This window comes from Gottfriedia acidiceleris (genome assembly GCF_050457485.1).
Classification (GTDB): Bacteria; Bacillota; Bacilli; order Bacillales; family Bacillaceae_G; genus Gottfriedia; species Gottfriedia acidiceleris_D.
Genome location: NZ_JBCMJM010000009.1, coordinates 32,545 through 52,890, shown reverse-complemented (window position 1 = coordinate 52,890; position 20,346 = coordinate 32,545). Strand labels below are relative to the sequence as shown.

20 protein-coding genes and 1 other annotated feature are annotated in these 20,346 nt (G+C 33.2%); of the genes, 16 read left to right on the top strand and 4 right to left on the bottom strand.

The genetic code is table 11. From position 1 onward, the window contains the following. The first annotated feature begins 26 nt into the window (after positions 1–26). The 10 genes from recJ to ABEY15_RS10925 all read left to right on the top strand — a co-directional run bounded on the left by recJ (position 27) and on the right by ABEY15_RS10925 (position 11,288). A complete protein-coding gene (gene recJ, locus ABEY15_RS10970; RefSeq protein WP_429890126.1) occupies positions 27–2,378 on the top strand; it encodes a single-stranded-DNA-specific exonuclease RecJ in 2,352 nt (783 codons plus the stop codon). After that, positions 2,378–2,890, top strand: a complete 513-nt coding sequence (locus ABEY15_RS10965) for an adenine phosphoribosyltransferase (protein ID WP_429890124.1) — start codon at positions 2,378–2,380, stop codon at positions 2,888–2,890. Before recJ ends, ABEY15_RS10965 begins: the two co-directional genes overlap by 1 nt. A gap of 162 nt (positions 2,891–3,052) precedes the next feature. Further along, a complete protein-coding gene (locus tag ABEY15_RS10960; RefSeq protein ID WP_429890122.1) occupies positions 3,053–5,248 on the top strand; it encodes a RelA/SpoT family protein in 2,196 nt (731 codons plus the stop codon). Between the two features lie 15 nt (positions 5,249–5,263). Next, the gene (gene dtd, locus ABEY15_RS10955) at positions 5,264–5,704 is read left to right on the top strand and encodes a D-aminoacyl-tRNA deacylase (protein WP_429890121.1); all 441 of its coding nucleotides are present in this window, start codon (positions 5,264–5,266) and stop codon (positions 5,702–5,704) included. Between the two features lie 133 nt (positions 5,705–5,837). Then, positions 5,838–6,017, top strand: a complete 180-nt coding sequence (locus ABEY15_RS10950) for a hypothetical protein (protein WP_097978435.1) — start codon at positions 5,838–5,840, stop codon at positions 6,015–6,017. A gap of 403 nt (positions 6,018–6,420) precedes the next feature. Continuing rightward, positions 6,421–6,594, top strand: coding sequence for a hypothetical protein (locus ABEY15_RS10945; protein WP_088013656.1), 174 nt, complete (start codon positions 6,421–6,423; stop codon positions 6,592–6,594). A gap of 71 nt (positions 6,595–6,665) precedes the next feature. Beyond that, positions 6,666–6,893, top strand: a binding site (T-box leader). Positions 6,894–6,960: 67 nt separating this feature from the next. Beyond that, the gene (gene hisS / locus ABEY15_RS10940; protein WP_429890119.1) at positions 6,961–8,226 is read left to right on the top strand and encodes a histidine--tRNA ligase; all 1,266 of its coding nucleotides are present in this window, start codon (positions 6,961–6,963) and stop codon (positions 8,224–8,226) included. Positions 8,227–8,245: 19 nt separating this feature from the next. Continuing rightward, positions 8,246–10,015 (top strand): aspartate--tRNA ligase, encoded by a 1,770-nt coding sequence (gene aspS, locus ABEY15_RS10935; protein WP_429890117.1) that lies wholly within the window; start codon positions 8,246–8,248, stop codon positions 10,013–10,015. 165 nt (positions 10,016–10,180) lie between these two features. After that, positions 10,181–10,948 (top strand): tRNA threonylcarbamoyladenosine dehydratase, encoded by a 768-nt coding sequence (locus ABEY15_RS10930; protein WP_088013659.1) that lies wholly within the window; start codon positions 10,181–10,183, stop codon positions 10,946–10,948. Positions 10,949–11,039: 91 nt separating this feature from the next. Continuing rightward, entirely contained in the window at positions 11,040–11,288 is a 249-nt protein-coding gene (locus ABEY15_RS10925) for a hypothetical protein (protein WP_429890115.1), read from the top strand. Positions 11,289–11,514: 226 nt separating this feature from the next. On the opposite strand, the gene ABEY15_RS10920 is transcribed toward ABEY15_RS10925, so the two are convergent. Together ABEY15_RS10920 and ABEY15_RS10915 are read right to left on the bottom strand one after the other, a co-directional pair. Continuing rightward, entirely contained in the window at positions 11,515–11,733 is a 219-nt protein-coding gene (locus tag ABEY15_RS10920; protein WP_429890113.1) for a hypothetical protein, read from the bottom strand. A 99-nt stretch (positions 11,734–11,832) separates the two neighbouring features. Further along, complete coding sequence (locus ABEY15_RS10915) at positions 11,833–12,264, bottom strand: SANT/Myb-like DNA-binding domain-containing protein (protein ID WP_429890112.1); 432 nt, start codon at positions 12,262–12,264, stop codon at positions 11,833–11,835. Positions 12,265–12,402: 138 nt separating this feature from the next. Here ABEY15_RS10915 and ABEY15_RS10910 point away from each other — a divergent pair, with 138 nt between their 5' ends. Then, positions 12,403–13,692 (top strand): replication-associated recombination protein A, encoded by a 1,290-nt coding sequence (locus ABEY15_RS10910; protein WP_429890111.1) that lies wholly within the window; start codon positions 12,403–12,405, stop codon positions 13,690–13,692. Between the two features lie 44 nt (positions 13,693–13,736). Here ABEY15_RS10910 and ABEY15_RS10905 read toward each other — a convergent pair whose 3' ends face one another. Both ABEY15_RS10905 and ABEY15_RS10900 read right to left on the bottom strand, forming a co-directional pair. After that, positions 13,737–14,369 (bottom strand): DUF2306 domain-containing protein, encoded by a 633-nt coding sequence (locus tag ABEY15_RS10905; RefSeq protein ID WP_429890110.1) that lies wholly within the window; start codon positions 14,367–14,369, stop codon positions 13,737–13,739. Positions 14,370–14,500: 131 nt separating this feature from the next. Continuing rightward, the gene (locus ABEY15_RS10900; protein WP_429890108.1) at positions 14,501–16,261 is read right to left on the bottom strand and encodes a hypothetical protein; all 1,761 of its coding nucleotides are present in this window, start codon (positions 16,259–16,261) and stop codon (positions 14,501–14,503) included. Between the two features lie 308 nt (positions 16,262–16,569). Between ABEY15_RS10900 and ABEY15_RS10895 the strand changes: the two genes are divergently transcribed. The 5 genes from ABEY15_RS10895 (at position 16,570) to mnmA (ending at position 20,259) form a co-directional block, all read left to right on the top strand. Next, positions 16,570–16,902 carry a DUF4257 domain-containing protein gene (locus ABEY15_RS10895; protein ID WP_056472677.1) on the top strand — a complete coding sequence of 111 codons (333 nt, stop codon included), beginning with the start codon at positions 16,570–16,572 and terminating at the stop codon, positions 16,900–16,902. A 43-nt stretch (positions 16,903–16,945) separates the two neighbouring features. Continuing rightward, positions 16,946–17,158 carry a hypothetical protein gene (locus ABEY15_RS10890; RefSeq protein WP_056472680.1) on the top strand — a complete coding sequence of 71 codons (213 nt, stop codon included), beginning with the start codon at positions 16,946–16,948 and terminating at the stop codon, positions 17,156–17,158. A 338-nt stretch (positions 17,159–17,496) separates the two neighbouring features. Next, positions 17,497–17,913: a cysteine metabolism transcriptional regulator CymR gene (cymR, locus tag ABEY15_RS10885; protein WP_056472685.1), complete on the top strand. Its 417-nt coding sequence runs from the start codon at positions 17,497–17,499 to the stop codon at positions 17,911–17,913. A 53-nt stretch (positions 17,914–17,966) separates the two neighbouring features. Beyond that, entirely contained in the window at positions 17,967–19,112 is a 1,146-nt protein-coding gene (locus ABEY15_RS10880; protein WP_429890107.1) for a cysteine desulfurase family protein, read from the top strand. A gap of 28 nt (positions 19,113–19,140) precedes the next feature. Then, positions 19,141–20,259 (top strand): tRNA 2-thiouridine(34) synthase MnmA, encoded by a 1,119-nt coding sequence (gene mnmA, locus ABEY15_RS10875; RefSeq protein ID WP_429890106.1) that lies wholly within the window; start codon positions 19,141–19,143, stop codon positions 20,257–20,259. Positions 20,260–20,346: the final 87 nt, after the last annotated feature.

Genomic DNA, 20,346 nt, shown 5'->3' with positions numbered 1-20,346 from the left:
TAATAGTACAGTTAGGGGTGAGAGTATTGTTAAAATCAAAAGCACGTTGGAAACCGAAATTATCGAATCACCAAGAAGAGCAATTATTAAGTAAAGAATTACAGATTTCCCCTCTATTAGCTAAACTACTTGTTACTCGTGGATTTAATACAGTAGATGCAGCAAGTAAGTTTTTATATGAAGATCAAATGAGCTTTCATGACCCGTTTTTATTAGAGGGTATGGATATTGCAATTGACAGAGTATTTCAAGCGATTGAAGAAAATGAAAAAATATTAATTTTTGGCGATTATGATGCAGATGGGGTTAGCAGTACTTCAGTATTGTATTTAACATTAATCGAACTAGAAGCAAATGTAGATTTTTATATACCAAATCGTTTTACTGAAGGGTATGGTCCAAATAAGAATGCATTTAAATGGGCGAACGAACAAGGTTATTCATTAATCATAACTGTAGATACAGGTATTTCTGCAGCTGAGGAAGTTAATTTTGCTAATGAACTAGGTATGGATGTAATTATTACAGATCATCATGAACCACCAGAGGAATTACCAAACGCTTTTGCAATTATTCATCCAAAGCTAAGTCCTAGTTATCCTTTTAAAGAATTAGCAGGCGTTGGAGTTGTGTTTAAATTCGCTTCCGCATTATTAGGTAGGGAGCCAGAGGAATATTTGGAACTAGTTTCGATTGGGACGGTTGCTGATTTAGTACCATTAGTTGATGAAAATCGTTTAATCGTAAAAAAAGGTGTAAGGCAACTGAAGCAAACTCAGCGTGAAGGACTAAGAGCTCTTTTAGAAATTAGCGGAACTACAACAGATTCAATTACGGAAGAAACAATTGGATTTGCAATTGGTCCTAGAATTAACGCGGTTGGTAGACTTGGTGATGCTAAGCCTGCAGTAGACTTAGTTTTAGAAAATGATAGAGCACTTGCTAAAAAAAGAGCAGAGCAAATTGAAATCCTAAATAAGGAACGACAAGAATTAGTTTCACGTATGACAGAAGAGGCAATTAAGCAAGTTAACGAACTTGATTCATCTTGTTCAAATAAAGTAATTATTGTCGCAAAAGAAGGCTGGAATGCAGGAGTAGTTGGAATCGTTGCTTCGAAATTAGTTGATCGCTTTTACAAACCAGTAATTGTTCTAAGTATTGATCATGAAAAAGGAATAGCAAAAGGTTCTGCAAGGAGCATTGAAGGTTTTTCTCTATTTGAAAACTTAACAAAATGTAAAGATATTTTACCTCATTTTGGGGGTCATACACTTGCTGCTGGTATGACGTTAGCAATTGAAGATGTCGAGTTATTAAGACATCGTTTAAATGAATATGCAGATCAAATTATGACAGAGGAAGATTTTATCCCATTAAAAGAAGTCGATTTAATATGTCAGGCTAGTGAAGTTTCAATCTCATTTATTAATGAATTAAATATGCTGGCACCTTTTGGTATGCATAATCCAAAACCTGTTTTAGAAATTAACGAGGTTGATGCTCTAAATATTAAACAAATCGGTAATGAAGGTACACATCTTAAAGTACAACTAAAAGATGACGTTACATTCCTTGATGCTGTAGGGTTTGGATTTGGACATGTTGCTAATGAAATTGCGAGTGGATCAAAAATATCCTGTTTAGGAATGGCTTCTATTAACGAATGGAATGGGAAACGAAAGCCACAGTTAATGATTCATGATATTAAAGTAAATCATTGGCAGTTATTTGACTTAAGAGGTCAAGAGCCACATCGATTAACTTTACCTCATACCGAAGAAAAATTCATATTTTTACATCAATCTTCAAATGAATATGAAAATTTAAAGACTAAATATCCTATTTCTACGTTTGTTGCATATGAAGATGTACTAAACTTAGATATTAATATACAAAATAATTATGTGATCCTACTTGATTTACCTAATTCTGAAAATGATTTGAAAGTGGTTTTTCGAAAAGGATTATCAGAACGCATCTACTTAATTTTTAATCAAGAAGAATTACATTTCTTCTCACCAATTCCGAGTAGAGAAAGTTTTAAAAAATACTATTCAATCTTAGCAAATACCAATCCATTTGACATGAACATGTATGAAGTGGCATTATGTCGTAAGATGGGATGGAAAAAAGAACAAGTCGATTTTATGACAAAGGTGTTTTTTGATTTAGAATTTGTTACAATAGAGGATGGGAAAATTCGTTTGTTGCCACAAACTGAGAAGAAAGATCTCTCTTTATCTAATACGTATGCAAAAAAATTAGCTAGTATTGAACTAGAACGTTTGTTTCTGTACTCAAAATGTGATGAGTTAACTACATTTTTTCAAAATATGAAAAGTCATTTTTCCGAAAATGGGGAGGCACTTATTTAATGAATTTAAAAGATTATATAACGATCGTACCGGACTGGCCAAAAGAAGGCGTTCAGTTTAAAGATATTTCGTCATTAATGAATGATGGAAAAGCATATAAAGAAGCAACAGATCAAATTGTAGCTTATGCAAAAGAAAAAAATGTAGATTTAATAGTTGGACCAGAAGCTCGTGGATTTATCGTTGGTTGTCCAATTTCTTACGCTTTAGAAATAGGTTTTGCACCTGTTCGTAAACCAGGTAAATTACCTCGTGAAGTTATTAGCTACAACTACGATTTAGAATATGGTACAAATACGTTAACAATGCATAAAGATGCTATTAAACCAGGTCAACGTATTCTGATCACTGATGATTTATTAGCGACTGGTGGTACGATTGAAGCTACAATCAAACTAGTTGAAGAATTAGGTGGAATTGTAGTAGGAATTGCTTTCTTAATTGAGCTTTCTTACTTAGAAGGTCGTAAAAAATTAGAAGGTTATGATATATTTACACTAATGACTTATTAATTTTTAACATATGATAATGTTATCCAAACAGGGTACTCTGATTAATCAGAGTGCTCTTTTTCTATCAAAGATCTGCAAAAAAAAATGAAATTTGACGACTCCTGCTTTACAAAAAACGAAATTTTCATGATAATAGAAGAAATAATGATTTAAGGTGATTAGATGGCTACTGAGCAAGTTTTGACAGCAGAACAGGTTTTAGAGCAAGCGACCCATTATTTAAAAGAAGATGATGTGGCGTTTATTAAACGTGCTTATGAATATGCTCGTGACGCACATAGTGAGCAATTTCGTAAGTCAGGTGAACCATATATTATACACCCGGTTCAAGTAGCGGGTATCCTTGTTGGCTTAGAGATGGATGCTACAACCATTAGTGCTGGGTTTCTTCATGATGTTGTAGAGGATACTGAAGTATCTAAAGAGGACTTAGAGAACCATTTTGGCAAAGAAGTATCTATGCTTGTAGATGGTGTAACAAAGTTAGGTAAAATCAAGTTTAAATCGAAGGAAGAACAGCAAGCTGAAAATCATCGCAAAATGTTTGTAGCGATGGCACAGGACTTGAGAGTAATATTAATTAAATTAGCCGATCGCCTTCACAATATGAGAACGTTAAAACACTTACCTCAAGAAAAACGTATGCGAATTGCAAATGAAACGTTAGAAATATTTGCACCGCTAGCTCATCGACTAGGGATTAGTAAAGTAAAGTGGGAGCTTGAAGATACGGCATTACGCTATTTAAATCCACAGCAATACTATCGAATCGTTAACTTAATGAAGCGAAAAAGAGCAGAGCGCGAGCAATATTTAGAAGAGGTTATTAACGAAATCTCAACTCAACTTGAAGATGTCGAAATTAAAACAGAAATTTCTGGACGTCCTAAGCATATCTATAGCATTTATCATAAAATGGCTAAGCAAAATAAACAATTTAACGAGATCTATGACTTATTAGCCGTACGTGTGATTGTTAATAGTATTAAAGATTGCTACGCTGTTTTAGGCGTTATTCATACATGCTGGAAACCGATGCCTGGTCGCTTTAAAGATTATATTGCAATGCCTAAGGCAAATCTGTATCAATCTCTTCATACGACTGTTATCGGTCCAAAAGGTGAACCACTAGAAGTACAAATTCGTACACAAGAAATGCACCAAATTGCTGAATATGGTGTTGCAGCACACTGGGCATACAAAGATGATAATGCAAATCTTCCGTCACAAAAAACGTTAGAAAATAAATTAAGTTGGTTCCGTGAAATTATCGAATGGCAAGATAATTCTACAAATGCAGAAGAGTTCATGGAATCAGTAAAAATGGATTTATTCTCTGATATGGTTTTTGTATTTACTCCAAAAGGTGATGTTTTCGAATTACCACTAGGATCTGTTCCAATCGATTTTGCTTACCGAATTCACTCTGAAATCGGAAATAAAACAATTGGTTCAAAAGTAAATGGAAAAATGGTACCACTTGATTATAAACTTAAAACCGGTGATATCGTTGAGATTATGACATCGAAGCATTCATATGGACCTAGCCAAGACTGGTTAAAGGTCGCTCAGTCTTCACATGCTAAAAATAAAATACGTCAATATTTTAAAAAGCAAAGAAGAGAAGAGAATGTTGAAAAGGGCAAGGAATTAGTTGAAAAAGAAATTAAAGCTCTAGAATGTGATTTAAAAGAAGTATTAACGTCTGAAAATTTAAAACGCGTCGCAGAGAAATTTAATTTCTCTAATGCAGAAGATATGTATGCAGCTGTTGGATACAATGGAATTACTGCAACACAGATTGCTCACCGTTTAACAGATAAATTCCGTAAACGTACTGAAATTGAGCTAGAAGACCGATTAAAAGAACTTTCTTCGGACCTTAAAAAAGCTCCATCACGTCGTAAAGATGCTGGTATATCTGTAAAAGGTGTAGATAATTTATTAATCCGTTTATCAAAATGCTGTAATCCTGTACCTGGTGATGATATTGTTGGCTATATCACAAAAGGCAGAGGAATTTCAGTTCATAGAAGCGATTGTGTAAACATGTTAAATGATAGTGAAGAAGATCGCTTTATTGAAGTTGATTGGGAAGAAAGCCCTACGTTTGAACGTGATTATAACGTCGATATAGAAATTTTCGGTTACGATCGCCGCGGTCTTTTAAATGAAGTTCTTTCAGTAGTAAATGAAACAAAAACTAATATCTCTTCAGTAACAGGAAAAAATGATCGAAATAAAATGGCAACTATTACAATGAGTTTATCTATTCGTAATATAAACCACCTGCAAAAAGTAGTGGATAAGGTTAAACAAATTCCAGACATATACTCTGTGAGACGTATTTTCCACTAATAGGAGGTGCCACTTATGAAAGTATTATTACAGCGCACAAAAGAAGCAAAAGTTGTAGTGGATGGACAAGTAGTAGGTCAAATACCTAAAGGGTTATTATTGTTAGTCGGAATAACGCATGAAGACAATATAGAAGATGTTAAATATTGTGCTGACAAAGCAGTAAACCTAAGAATTTTTGAAGATGAACTCGGAAAAATGAATTTATCATTAAATGATGTTGGAGACCAGATCTTATCCGTTTCTCAATTCACCTTATATGGCGATACGAGAAAAGGTAGACGTCCAAGCTTCACAGATGCAGCTAAACCAGAAATCGCAAATGAATTATACGAATATTTTAATTCATATTTACGCGAACAAGGATATGAAGTACAAACCGGTATTTTTGGTGCAGATATGGATGTAACCTTTACAAACTGGGGACCAATTACAATTATGATTGAAAGTAAATAAGCTAATCTTTAACCTCCTTTTCCAAAAAGGAGGCATTTTTTTTTGATAGAATTAATTATTAAAATAATAACTTCAATTAGCGAATATACTGAAGTACACGGGTTCTTATAAAGAATTTAGAGGAGGTAACTATTTGGACATAATTACAATCGTGTTAATCCTTATCGCTGGTGTAATTTTGTTTACAATCCTCAAAAGTTTCTTTAAAGCACTTTTATTTGTTATTTTAATCATCCTAGTTTATTACGGATTAATGTATTTCATAGACGGATCAGTTGAAAGCATTCAATCTAGTTTAAGAATATTTCATTAGACCATGGTGTGTACCATGGTTTTTTTTGAGGAAAGGAACTGCAAAATAAATCAGTTAAACCGTAAATGAATTCTCAAGACTACTAATAAAATCAGTAAAACTACAAATAATTTTTCAAAACTGCAATTAAAATTACCCAATCTGCAAATAAACATCTAATGGCAAACAATATCATTAAATTTAACTAATTATTTCTTATATCTAATAATATCTACGTTAAAAACTACTTAAATTTAATTAAATTCCACCTCACTTTGTCTGAATCTTTAGAACTAATTTAAATTGCTTAATCCCCAAAAAATTAGCCTAAGTTTTCAACAATATTTTAATTGTTTAATCCATTAATTATTTGGACATCCTATATAACAACATATTAACAACATACTTGGAAGGAGACTGCAGCATGAGAATAAATAATCGAAATAGTCTAGGATCAGGTAGAAAAGGTGTCCTGAATATGGATTTTCATGAGTTTCAAAATAGGGGACAAGAATCCAATTCATTAGAGATGGCAAGTGAGTTTGGTTTAACTTTAAGAGAAGTGCGTGATTTGAAAAGACAGTTGGAGCGTTCGTAAAAAATTTTTAACTGTTCTTGACATTTGTTGTATCCGAACGTAAGATATTAAATAACATATTGATACATAGTAACATTCCATAGACGGAGAAAAGTAAGATAGAATCTCTTGTAGAGAGAGGAAATGCCGTGGCTGAGAGCATTTCCACAAGTAGACTATTTGAAAGACACTCCCGAGGCTTTATCCTGAACGATTTCTAGTAAGGATAAACGTAATCGGCGTTAACGATGAAAGTGGGAGAACAGTTTATTGTTCTTCAATTAGGGTGGCACCACGGGCTTATAACTCTCGTCCCTACTGTTTTTATTTCAGTAGGCACGAGGGTTTTTTGTATTTATAAAGGTTTATTATTTAGGAGGATTTAAAATGTCGATTAATATCCCAAGAGGTACTCAGGATCTTTTACCTGGTACGATTGAAAAATGGCAGTATATTGAAAAGTTTGCAAGAGACTTATGCAAACGATACAACTATAACGAAATTCGTACACCAATCTTTGAACATACTGAATTATTCCAACGTGGAGTTGGAGATACAACGGATATTGTTCAAAAAGAAATGTACACATTTACTGATCGTGGAGATCGTCAATTAACATTACGTCCAGAAGGAACTGCGTCAATCGCTCGTTCTTATGTTGAAAATAAAATGTATGGTAATAGCAATCAACCTACTAAGTTGTACTATATCGGTCCTATGTTCCGTTACGAACGACCACAGGCTGGTCGCTATCGTCAGTTCGTACAATTCGGTATAGAAGCTTTAGGTAGTAATGATCCATCTATTGATGCAGAAGTATTAGCTTTATCAATGGATTTATATCGTGGTCTTGGATTGAAAAATGTTAAGTTAGTTCTTAATAGTTTAGGTGACTTAGAAAGCCGTAAAGCACACCGTGAAGCGCTTGTGAATCATTTTAAACCTGTAGCACATGAGCTATGTAGTGATTGTAATAATCGTTTAGAAACTAATCCATTACGTGTTTTAGATTGTAAAAAAGATCACGATCACCCTTCAATGAAGACTGCACCATCGATTTTAGACTATTTAAATGAAGAATCTATGAACTATTTCGAAGCTGTTCAATCTTACTTAACAGCTATGAAAATTCCGTTTGAGATCGATGCAAATTTAGTACGTGGTTTAGATTATTATAATCACACTGTATTTGAAATCATGTTAGAAGGTAAAGGATTCGGTACAATTTCAACTTTAAGTGGTGGTGGCCGCTATAATGGATTAGTTGAAGAAATCGGTGGTCCTAATACTCCTGGTATTGGTTTCGCATTAAGTATCGAGCGTTTAATATTAGCTCTTGAAACAGAAGGAATCGAACTTCCAATTCAACAAGAAATGGATGTATTCCTAATTGGACTTGGCGAAGAAGTGAAAAAAGAAGCGACGGCTATTTTATATCAATTGCGTAAAGCTGGTCTTGTTTGTGAAAAAGATTACCAAGATCGAAAAATAAAAGCGCAATTCAAAGCAGCGGAACGTTATAAAGCAAAATATATAGCGGTTCTAGGGGAAGACGAATTATCTCGAGGAGTCATTAATTTAAAAGACCAAGAGACTGGTGTACAAGAAGAAGTTGCATTAGACATCTTTGTAAAATACGTAAGCTCTAAATAAACAAATGGGGGAATTGAAAATGGAACAACGAACGCATTTATGTGGAGAACTAAGAGAATCACATATTGGTCAAAGTGTAACACTTAAAGGATGGGTACAAAAAAGACGTGATTTAGGTGGATTAATTTTTATTGATTTACGTGACCGTTCTGGACTTGTACAAATCGTTTTTAATCCTGAAACTTCAGGTGAAGCTTTAGCTCTAGCTGAAACTGTACGTAATGAATTTATTCTTCACGTTCACGGGAAAGTAGTATCTCGTGGTGAAGGTACAACTAATACAAATCTTGAAACGGGAGCAATTGAAGTTTCTGTTGAAAAGCTTGAGATTATTAATAAAGCTAAGAATCCTCCATTTGCAATTGAAAATAAAACGGAGGTAGCAGAAGACCTTCGTTTAAAATATCGTTATTTAGATCTACGTCGTCCAGTTATGTATGACACATTTAAATTACGTTCAAAAATTACAAAATCAATTCGTGATTTCTTAGATGGTGAAGACTTCTTAGAAGTTGAAACGCCAATTTTAACGAAGAGTACACCAGAAGGAGCTCGTGACTATTTAGTTCCTAGCCGAGTACATCCTGGTGAGTTTTATGCATTACCACAATCACCTCAAATTTTTAAACAATTATTAATGGTTTCAGGATTTGAACGATATTTCCAAATTGCAAGATGCTTCCGTGACGAAGATTTACGTGCTGACCGTCAACCTGAATTTACTCAAATAGACATTGAAACTAGCTTCCTTTCTCAGGAAGAAATAATGGAAATGTCTGAAAGAATGATGGTTAAAATGATGAAGGAAACAAAAGGTGTTGACCTAGTTACACCACTTCCTCGTATGAGCTATGATGAAGCAATGAATCGCTACGGTTCTGATAAGCCTGATACTCGTTTCGGATTAGAGTTAATTGATGTTTCTTCTTTCGCTAAAGAAAGTGGATTTAAAGTATTTACTTCAGCTGTTGAAAATGGTGGCCAAGTAAAATGTTTAAATGTAAAAGGTCAAGCAGCAAATTATTCTCGTAAAGACATCGATGGTCTTCAAGAATATGCTGGTCGTTATGGAGCAAAAGGTCTTGCTTGGTTAAAACTTGAAGAAGATGGTTTCAAAGGTCCAATCGCTAAATTCTTTAGTGAAGAGGAATTTGCTACATTAAAATTGGCTGTAGAGGCAAACGCAGGAGACTTAATTTTATTCGTAGCTTCAGATGCTTCAGTAGTTGCAAATAGCTTAGGTGCACTTCGATTAAAACTAGGTAAAGACTTAGATTTAATTGATCAATCTAAATTCAATTTCTTATGGGTTACTGACTGGCCATTACTTGAATATGATGCAGATTTAAATCGTTATTTTGCTGCTCATCATCCATTCACTTCACCTGTTCGTGAAGATATTGATAAATTAGATACAGATCCAGGTAGTGTAAAAGCTCAAGCTTATGACTTAGTACTAAATGGTTATGAGCTTGGTGGAGGTTCAGTTCGAATTTACGAAAGAGACATACAAGAAAAAATGTTCAAATGCTTAGGATTTTCTGAAGAAGAAGCACAAGCGCAATTTGGTTTCTTAATGGAAGCATTTGAATACGGAACTCCACCACACGGAGGAATTGCGCTAGGTTTAGACCGTATTGTTATGTTACTTGCTGGTCGCTCAAATTTACGTGATACAATTGCATTCCCTAAAACAGCATCAGCAAGTTGTTTATTAACAAATGCACCAAGTCCAGTTTCTTCTGCACAATTAGAAGAATTAGCGTTAAAAACAACAGTAGAAGAGTAAAATAAAAAGGAAGGGTGAAGGAATTAATTTTCTTAATCCTTTCCTTTTTCTTGTTGAAGGATTAAGAAAAATTATGTTTTTCTTTAATTCTAGCTTGATGTAAATAGCTTGTATCATGTATATTTAAATCATTGTAATCTGATTAAGATAGTGGGAGTTGAATAAATGTTACACCAATTTTCTCGTAATGAGCTTGCTTTTGGTAAAGCAGGTTTAGAGCGATTACAAAACAGTACGGTAGCTATTTTAGGTATTGGAGGCGTTGGCTCATTTTCTGCAGAAGCTTTAGCGCGTTCTGGAGTCGGACGTTTAATATTAGTGGATAAAGATGTTATTGATATTACAAACGTGAATAGACAAATTCATGCTTTATTATCAACAGTTGGAGAGCCTAAAGTAGAAATGATGAAACAACGTATTCTTGAGATTAATCCTGAGTGCGAAGTAATTACACATAGAATGTTTTATACAGAGGAAACATTTGAAAAGTTTTTCGAAATTCCATTAGATTTTGTAATTGATGCTTCTGATACAATTACATATAAAATTCACTTAATTAAAGAGTGTCGTCGTCGCGGAATTCCACTTATTTCAAGTATGGGTGCTGCTAATAAGATGGATCCAACTCGATTTAAAATTGCTGATATATCAAAAACAACTCACGATCCTATTGCAAAGGTTATTCGAACTAAACTTCGCAAAGAAGGTATTCAAAAAGGAGTAACAGTTGTCTATTCAGATGAAAGTCCTATTGTTATTCGTGAAGATGTACGAAAAGAAATCGTACCAGATGAAAATACAAAAATTCGTAAAGCAAAAATGCCACCATCATCAAACGCCTTTGTACCATCAGTTGCTGGCTTAATCGCAGCTAGTCATGCAGTACGTGAATTAATAAAGGATATTGAAATTAAGCGTGTAGGCAAAGAATAACCAATGCTTTAACATTGCTGACTGTAGGAATTAATTTCCTACAGTTTTTTTATTTATTAATGTAAAAACTACCTTCAATAGGAGGTGTTTGATGTTGAATAGAGCCTTGAAAGTATTTTGTACTTTCGGATTATCTTTAACAATATTAACTGCTTGTAATAGTACAAGTGACGTGGAAAAAGATTCAAAACAGCATCATGTAGATAATTTATCCAATCGGATTAATGTTAAGTATAAAAAGAAAAATAATGTTGTAGAGAAAAATGGTAAGATTGGCAAAGATGGCGTCGTTAACGATATGGAATCGATTGAAATGAATAAACGTAAGCCTAATAAATAAAAAAGACCCCCAAATTTATTGGGGGTTTCAAATTGCACGAAAAAGCTCGCTTTCTTCGTTGCTTCGCCTGTTGGCCTGTTAAGTGGTGCTCATTACCGTCGGGTAATTCCATTCTCACTAGGACTTCGCGCCACGAAAGACCAGGGCTTGCAATCAGTCTGAAAATCAAGTTTTTTGTACTTTGTCTACACACTGACCCTCAATTATTTTGGGGGTCTATAAGGGGTTACATATTTAAATCCTTCTCATTTTTAGCACTATTTTTACGTCTTCTCACAAATTGACGTCCAATTAGAGAAATAACTAATAGTCCGACTACAAGAAGTAGAATTTGAATATAGGTTAAGTTAAAGTATTTAGCACCAGTAACAATTAAAAGTGTAGAAAACGTACCTTTAATAATAAAAAATATAATAATCCATAAACCGCCTTTTTTCCAATTCATTTCATTATACTCCTTACTATTGCTTGCGTTTTGTTACTTCATTATACAATAGTACAAGTGATAATATACTGTGAATGTTTTACATTATTTTGTCTAAATTTATTCTGTTAGATTGATCAATACATTTTGTTTCTTTTGGATTAATGTTTTTAGATTAAAAATTTTTTTATTTAAATTTTCATTTTCAATTTTTAATTTAACTACTCTTTCTTTTAACTCCGTATTTTCCTCCGAAGTTTGATGCTTTTGTTCGAAATTCATTAAGAATTGGATGACCATTTCAATATTCAGTGAAGGAGGATGTATAGGCTTATTTATTTTGGTAACTTCTTTAGGATTGTTCATTTCTCTAAAATGATCTTTTGATAGTTTTCGGTATCTAGAAGCACATGCTGTCTTTGTCCGATTAATAATATTTGCTACTATTTCAAATGCTTCTTGCTTCGATTTACCTTTACTTTCGTATTTTTCAACTAGTTCAATTAATGTGTTTTCATCTTCAAGTGACCATTTTGTTTTTGGGGCATTCATTTTTTCACCTTCTTTATTTCATCTATTATTATCTTCACCAAATAAATTGTTAGTAAAAAGAAATATTTGCGTGGTGCAGATGAAAAATGTTTCCAATTCAATTACAATAGTAAAAAGAGTTATAAAGGAGGGAGAAAAATGAGTCATGAACCTCTAGCATACCGTATGAGACCAAGAACGATTGATGAATTAATTGGTCAGGAAAAAATTATCGGAAAAGAATCAGCGTTATATCGATTAATACATAACGGACGAGTTCCTTCAATGTTAATACACGGGGAACCTGGAATAGGTAAGACATCGTTTGCCCATGCAATTGCTGGTACTGTTGATAAACGTTTTGTAACTGTAAATGCGACTACTTCTGGTAAAAAAGAACTTGAGGATATCGTTCATGAGGCGAAAATGTTCGGTGAAATCATTCTTTTTGCAGATGAAATTCATCGTTGGTCAAAGCTGCAACAGGATTATTTATTATCATATGTAGAAAGCGGATTTATCACGTTAATTGGGGCAACAACTGAGAATCCATACCACGATGTTAACAGCGCAATACGATCTCGCTGTAACCACATTTTAAAATTAGAACCGCTTTTACCAAAACATATTTATAAATTATTAGATAAAGCCTTGAGAGATGAGGATAGAGGATTAGGAAACTTGCAAATCCAAATTTCAGAGGAACAAATTTTAAAAATTGCTCATGGAGTAAACGGAGATGCAAGATCATCATTAAATGTTTTGGAATCAATCATATACGGTTCTACAAAAGAGTCAGACGGAACGATTGTAGTACAAGATGAAATTATTGATGAATTTCTTCGTTCAAAAGGTTTTAATCATGATAAAAATGGAGACTTTCATTATGACACATTGTCTGGTTTCCAAAAGAGTATTCGTGGAAGTGATGTAAATGCAGCACTTTATTATTTGGCGAGGCTCATAGAAGCGGGCGATTTAACTAGCATTATTCGAAGATTATTAGTGATTGCTTATGAGGATATCGGACTAGCTGGCGACCCATGGAAGGTCGTCCTGGCTTGTGAAGCCGCAAAGCAAGTTGGATTTCCTGAAGCAAGAATTATTCTTTCAAATGCAGTAATTGAGCTCTGTTTGTCATCCAAATCTAATTCCAGTGTTACATCAATTGATCGAGCTTTAAATGATGTGAGAAGTGGGCTACATGATGATATCCCAGCACATTTAAAAGATGCTCACTATGCTGGAGCAAAGGATATGGGGCATGGTATTGGTTATATTTATCCGCATGATCATCCTTTAGGTAATTTTGGCGGTTGGGTAAATCAACAATATCTTCCAGATCGACTAGTAAATCAAGTTTACTATAAACCAAAAGAAGCAGGTAACGAAAAACGTTACGGGGCTATTTTTGAAAAATTACAGCAGTTTAAGAAAAATCATAATTAAGTCATTAATAAAAGAGAAGGTAGATATAAAGCGAAATTGGTCGCTTAATCTACCTTCCTTTTTAATATGATCCACTCAATTATGATTAAATTTATTAATAACCCTACCCAAATATTAACATTTAGGGCTTCCTCAACCATTTGTTCTCTTCCACCAGGTAGATGCAATCCATTTAGCAAAAAGTAGGCTAATAATATAAATGGCACTAAAACTCGACCACTTACTGCTACTAAAGTGATTCCAAAACTTCGAGTCATCCAGATTTGGTGAGCAATATAATTTTTCTTCTTAGCGCTATAAATACCTTTAATTGTAGTGAAAATCCAAAGTATAGCTAAAACAAGAAAAGACATAACCTTTGAAAAATTTTCAATATAAGAAATTACTATCAATGACAAAATTCCACTTATAAAAACGCTAGTATAGTAAATAGTTCCAATCATTCGATGGATTCTCGGATAACGAGATCTAATCTTTTTTACAAACTGTAAAAATCCAGCAATTAAAGCAATAAATGCAAAAAAGATATGTGTAATTAAAGCAGGATATTGAATTGAAGTTGAACTAATTTGGATACGACTTTTCCCTGGATCTATAAGAAAATAAGGAGCCATAAATGGAACAATGACACAAAGCGAAATAATAAATAAAATCCACCAACTTTTTTTAGAATTCATAAAAAAACCTGTCCCCCGATATTTAGTTTGATATTTAATATGTAGTTAAGTATTTAAATCTTTAAGTAATATCATAACAACCTAATATGAACGGAACATGAATAAAAAAAGTCGAGATTAAGTCTCGACTTTTAAGCACTAACATCATTTTCAAAAACTTCTATAGTTGGAGAATCAACTAAATGACTAGTTAATAATTTTATCTCGAAGAAAAGTAGATCTGGTTTAATAAAAGTTGAAGGGATTGATAAAATCTCTTCGTTATCTTTATCATAGAAAACAATATAATTTACTTTTCGTTGATATGCTGCCATTTTACCTTCGTTTTTACCCCATTTTCGGAGTTCGATTGTCATCCGGTTTATCTTATGAAGCTCAATCGACTTCAATTCATTCCCTTTTTTTAAGGTTAGCTGTCTACTTGTTAAAATTAATTTAGACTCTTTTCGAAGTTGAATTGTTGCATACACTTTATATAAGAAAATAATCCATAGTAAAGCTAGTAATAAAAAATAAATAGGATCGTGATTTCCAAAAGCAGTACCTGTTCTAACAGCAGTTAGAAAACCGAGAAAATAAGTACCAAAATGCCAGCTTGGCTTTGATTCCAAAATGACTTCTTGACCTAATTTATCGTTTTCTTCTTTATTTAATAATTCAAGTTGGGTTTTATGTTCATCCTCAGTATAGTTATCCCATTTTGTAAATGCAGTAATTGTTTCATCATAAAATCGTGGACTAGGAATTTGTTCAGAAATATAAGCCCCTACATATGCCGCCATCCAATCATTTTCTTCCCAATTTTCTTGCTGACTACGAAATTTAGTTAAATAATAAGTTACTTCTTGTTCATAATAGTTTGAAGTATCATAACGCTTTATAATTTCTATCTCGTCGGGAATCACACCAAAATCTTCATGAGTAATTAAATAAAGAAACAGTCTGTTTTTCACAAAACTATGTTGATGCTCTTCCGTAAATGTGTATATATCATTCTTTGAAAATTCATTTAATTTTGTATAAAACCATACCGCAGATTCAATATTATGAGCACAATAATCAAGGATTTCTTTATCAATGTGTACGCCATGTTCCATCAGTGAAATAACAGCATCCACTTTTAAGTAAGGATCTTTATACTCAAGTGCTTCTTTTAAATATTCATTCATGCTATCGTCAAAATAATATTGCATTAATTGAAGGTAAATACCCATTTCTGTTCGAACGATGAGGTAAGATTCCTTCCAAGCCTGGTATACATATTTTAAGTTGTAATCTTGATCATAATTTAAATATGAACCTCGTTTAAGCTTATATAAAATTTTAATTTGTTCGATTATATAATCGTTCTCAGCGGATGAAAAAGGTAAAGAAATTGAATTTCTTTTACACAATAGAATCAGATGGAAAATTGAAACTGCAGTGTCTTCATTTTCGATTAAACGTAATAGTTTTTTTACAAGTTCTGGAGCCCAATCTGTCTCTTCGAAAATGAATTGAACATCGATATCTAGCGAGTATCGTTTACTATTTTTTTCAATGATTCGTATATAAGCATCTCTAGCTAATTCTGATTTCAGACTTATTAATAAATAAAGAGCTTGAAGTTTTGCTCGTTCACTATATGCTTCAAAATTCTTTTCGATTGGAGTTATTAATTCTTGGAGTGCAAACTCTGAACAAAATCCAACTAAGTGATAGCTTCCATCATCCCAATCTTCTATTGATTTCGGGAAATTGCTTCCCGCTTCTTCTAATAAATAAATTAATGATTCAATAGAAGCACCTGATCGAAGAGACTTTCTAAGTTGGTCTATGCCTTTTGCACGCTGATATAGATCTTGGTGGCGTAATTGATTTACTATTTTCTTGAATTTTCTTTGTACAGCCAACTTAAAACCTCCTCTAGCTTCTTTTTAATTCCAATATATCATAATAAGGGTAATGAGAAATAGTTAAATAGTCTTGTAGTCTATATGTTTAAATAAAAATTCAGGTCTTTTACCTTATTTTTTGTCACAATTGGATAAATTTTACAAATTGTTTTGATAATTTATTTTTAAGCTTTTATAATAATAAGAACAAGCTGTTCATATTTTATATAGAACTTGTCCAATCCTAGCGATCATTTCGATTAACTTATTCTCGAAACGAAAGTAGGAATTTTTTTTGTACCTAAAAATAAGAATGGAGGATGAACATGGTTAAACTCTATGTCCTGGCGGTTGTCATTGGTGGAGTGACCGGATTTATTTTTCACATCCTGTTTAACAAAGGTACGATTATGCTCCCGGTGAGACGAAAGAAAGGCTTTTATTTAGGTTTTCTTGCAGATATTTTATTTGGAGCAACAGCCGCGACATTATTTGTTTCTTTATTTATACCAGAAAACATGTTAAAAGATATGCGTATGGTAATCGGATACTGTATATTAGCTGGTCTTTCATCTCAAAGCTTTCTTTTAAGCAGGGCACTTAACACTGAACGGGAAAGGGTAAGTTCACTGCATAATATTTCTAAGCAAATTGTGTAGTATTTTCAATAATTTACTTGGCAAAAGATGAAGGAGGCATGTAATGAGGCTCGTGCTAACACCCGAAGAGAAAGCCATTTATTTAGACTTATTAGAGGATTTATTAAATGCTGATACTGAATACGAAATTAAAAGTATCGAATTCCAAGTCATAAGCTTTTTAAACAACATAAAAGAATCTAGAAAAAATGTTGAAGATTTCGATGAAAAAGCGGCAGCTGCTCAATTCGTACGTGCTGGTAAATTGAAAAGTTAAGCAAACGAAAAAATAAAGACAAACAGACTAAAATAGAAAACACCTCTAATGTCGTATAGCTAAACTATATAACATTTGGGGTGTTTTTTTTTTTGTAAATTAGAGAAATCATTGTCCTCTGGATTTTAGATTACTAGATAAATAGTGAGAATGGGAAACTGACCTGACTAGTTAATTACATAGATCGATATTACACTTTTCCAATTGGTTTAGTGCATTTTTTTCATGTCATGTGAATTTATAGAATAAATAGTGTACAATAATTGTATTACTACAGTTTAAAAATAGGATAAATCTGATAAAAATAAGAGATACAGTTTATTGAACGGAGTGAATTAATGAAGATTTCAACTAAGGGAAGATACGGACTGACAGTTATGATTGAATTAGCTAAAAGATATTGTGATAAACCAATTTCACTCAAGAGTATTGCGAAAGCACAAAATCTTTCTGAGCATTATTTAGAACAAATTATTTCATTATTACGTAATGCAGGATTAGTAAAGAGTATTCGTGGAGCATATGGTGGGTATATTTTAACAAAGGAACCGAATGAAATTTCTGCAGGTGAAGTGATAACTGCACTTGAAGGATCACTATCTCCAATCGAAAATCTTGAAGATGAAAATCCTGCACAAAGAGAGTTATGGACTCGTGTTCAAAAAGCGATTAATGAAGTGTTAGACCATACGAGTCTTGAGGATTTAGCAAAATTAGAATCTGATGATTTAAATGGCTATATGTTTTATATTTAATTTTAGTGCGTTCAAAATAGGTGAACGCTTCATAAAGAAAGGATTTAATAAAAATGGAACGTATTTATGTAGATCATGCTGCGACTTCTCCAATGCATCCAGAAGTAATTGAAAAGATGGTTGTAGAAATGCAAGAGACTTTTGGAAATCCATCTAGTATTCATTCATTTGGCCGACAAGCTCGTCAAAAGATTGATACTGCACGCATGATTTGTGCTAATAGTATAGGATCAAAAGTTAACGAAATTATTTTTACAAGCGGTGGAACGGAAAGCGATAATCTTGCTGTTTTAGGCGCTGCTTATGCGAATCAAAAATATGGTAAGCACATTATTACCTCTAGCATCGAGCATCATGCTATATTACATACATGCCAGGCTCTTGAAAAGGAAGGCTTTGAGGTTACGTATTTACCTGTTGATCATACAGGTCGTGTGAATGTCGAGGATGTAAAGGCTGCACTGCGTGATGATACAATTTTAGTATCAATTATGATGGTTAATAATGAAATCGGAACAGTTCAACCAATTAAAGAAATTGGTGAACTTCTTAGTGACCATAAAGCTCATTTCCATACAGATGCAGTACAAGCTTACGGCTTAATTCCAATTAATGTTGAAGAACTTGGTGTCGACTTTTTATCCATTTCCTCACATAAAATTAATGGACCTAAAGGTGTAGGTTTTCTTTATGTAAGTGAGAATGCAATTTTTACACAATTACAATATGGCGGACAGCAAGAGCGTAAACGTCGTGCAGGTACAGAAAATGTTCCTGGTATTGTTGGATTAGCTAAGGCAGTAGAAGTAATTCACATCGAAAGAAATGAACGTATAAAAAACTATTTACGTTTTCATGAAATCTTAATGAATGTTCTAAAAGAAAATGGAATTCGTTTTGAAAAAAATGGAAATGAGTCGTTTTTTGCACCACATGTGTTAAACTTATCATTTGAAGATATTTCAATTGAATCATTTTTGGTAAACCTTGATTTATCAGGTATAGCAGCTTCAAGCGGGTCTGCTTGTACAGCTGGTAGTATTGACCCATCACATGTTTTAGTTGAAATGTTTGGAATAGATTCACCTAAAATCCGTTCTTCGGTTCGGTTCAGCTTTGGTTATGGAAATACAGACGAACAAATCCGTATACTTGGAGAACGTGTATCTTCAATTGTAAAACGATTAGTTAAAATATAAATTTTTAAAGTGCGAGGGGATATTATTTATGAATAAAAAAGATCCAAAAGACACTCGCGTAGTAGTAGGAATGTCAGGTGGTGTAGATTCATCTGTAACAGCATATTTATTGAAACAACAAGGGTATGATGTCATCGGTATTTTTATGAAAAACTGGGATGACACAGATGAATTTGGCGTATGTACAGCAACTGAAGATTATGAAGATGTAATTGCAGTTTGTAATCAAATAGGAATTCCGTATTATGCAGTGAATTTTGAAAAGCAATATTGGGATAAAGTGTTTACCTATTTCTTAGATGAATATAAAAAAGGTAGAACACCAAATCCAGACGTAATGTGTAATAAAGAAATTAAGTTTAAAGCATTTCTTGAACATGCAATGGAGCTTGGAGCAGATTATGTAGCGACAGGTCATTATGCTGGAGTTGAGTTCCGTGACGGAGAATATAAAATGTTACGAGGAATTGATAGTAATAAAGACCAAACTTATTTCCTAAATCAACTTGGTCAAGAACAACTATCGAAAGTTATGTTTCCACTTGGAGGCTATTTAAAGCCAGAAATCCGTAAAATTGCTGAAGAGGCAGATTTAGCGACAGCTAAGAAAAAAGACAGTACTGGAATTTGCTTCATAGGTGAACGTAACTTTAAAGAATTTCTAAGTAATTATTTACCTGCACAACCTGGTGAAATGAGAACAATGAACGGGGAAGTTAAAGGTAAACATGATGGACTTATGTATTATACAATTGGCCAACGTCATGGACTTGGAATAGGTGGAAATGGAGACCCTTGGTTCGTTGTAGGAAAAGACTTAAAAAATAATATTTTATTAGTTGAACAAGGTTTCCATAATGAGTTACTTTATAGTAATGAAGTACTTGCTTCTGATATTAGTTGGACATCAAATAAACCGAAAGAAGGTTCGTTTACATGTACTGCTAAATTCCGTTATCGTTCTGAAGATAATGAAGTAACAGTTCACATTTTAGATGATAACTCAGTAAGAATTCTTTGCCACGAAAAAATTCGTGCAATCACTCCAGGACAAGCAGTTGTATTTTACGACGGGACAGACTGTCTAGGTGGCGGAACAATTGATCGTGCATTTATCGATGGTAATGAACTAACTTATTTAAGATAAATCTATTTACCCCAATCATAATGGTTGGGGTTGTTTTTTTGAATGGAAATCCTTAATTTATCATAGAAATTTTGAAGAAACGTTCCT